The organism is Fictibacillus sp. S7 (genome assembly GCF_004127935.1).
In the GTDB taxonomy this organism is placed as follows: Bacteria; Bacillota; Bacilli; order Bacillales; family Fictibacillaceae; genus Fictibacillus_C; species Fictibacillus_C enclensis.
In genome coordinates this window covers 1-936 of the sequence record NZ_QJKL01000002.1, presented here as the reverse complement: position 1 = coordinate 936, position 936 = coordinate 1, and the positions used below count along the sequence as shown (strand labels likewise).

Here is a 936-nt window from a genome sequence, read left to right as displayed (position 1 = left end):
GCAATTGAAATTAATTCCTCTTGTTTAAGTAAACTTCTAGAAATGACATATCCGAAATCCGAAACAATGGATTCTTCATCTAACAAAGTGGACCCGTGACCAAAAGTAAGGGCGAAGGTTTTTCTTTTCTTTCCTCTTAGCGTTAAAAAAACGATGGCTTTAGTACTTAGTTTAGGTGAAACTTTGATGTTTTGCTTTACGGAAATTTCATTTAAATATTTTAGCCACTCTGGTGCAGACAAAGACTCCTCATACAAAAAAATTATTCCTTTTTCTATATTTCCAGATAACTTTTGCTTGTCGATATAATACCTTTTTACATGTTCATTCTTTTGGAATTCCTCTCTCAAGTAAGATTTAAAGTTTTTCTCATTGCTATTTAACATGTAAATGGTTAAATTCTTATTCTTTGTTCTTTTCACCCATATAGCTCCTTTATAATTTCCTTATAAATCAGTGGATTTCAGCAATTTTTATTATTTAAAAGATTTTTTTAAAAAAATATCATGAAATACCAGTATTTACAAGGATTTATCTATTAAAAAGATATATGGGCTGGATCCCTATATATTACATATATAGGGATCCAGCCTATTGAGACGTTTTTTTGAAGATTCAAAAAATAATTAGAACAAACACATCATTTTAATGTATTGCCTGGTATTTTTTATTTTTTGCCATTTTATACAGGCATACTTAAGTAAATAACCCTTAATCAATAAGATGTTTTTAATATTTTTATTTATTTTTTGAAGAAAATAAATAAAAATATTAAAAAACCCTAGTATTAACAAGGGTTTTTATTGGGAAGAGATACATACGCCAGCCGCCTATATATTACATATATAGGCGGCTGGCGTATTAGTGCCATTTTTTGGAAAAAAATCGGAATTTATTTTTGACGCCTATAAACCGTCCTATTTTCAAAAAAAAATC

Annotated in this window: 1 protein-coding gene; it reads right to left on the bottom strand. The window is 28.4% G+C overall.

Features of this window, described 5'->3' with window-relative positions; all coding sequences use genetic code 11:
* Positions 1-422: DUF6119 family protein (locus DMO16_RS24025; protein WP_164989030.1), on the bottom strand; the 422-nt coding region annotated here is incomplete at its 3' end.
* Positions 423-936: the final 514 nt, after the last annotated feature.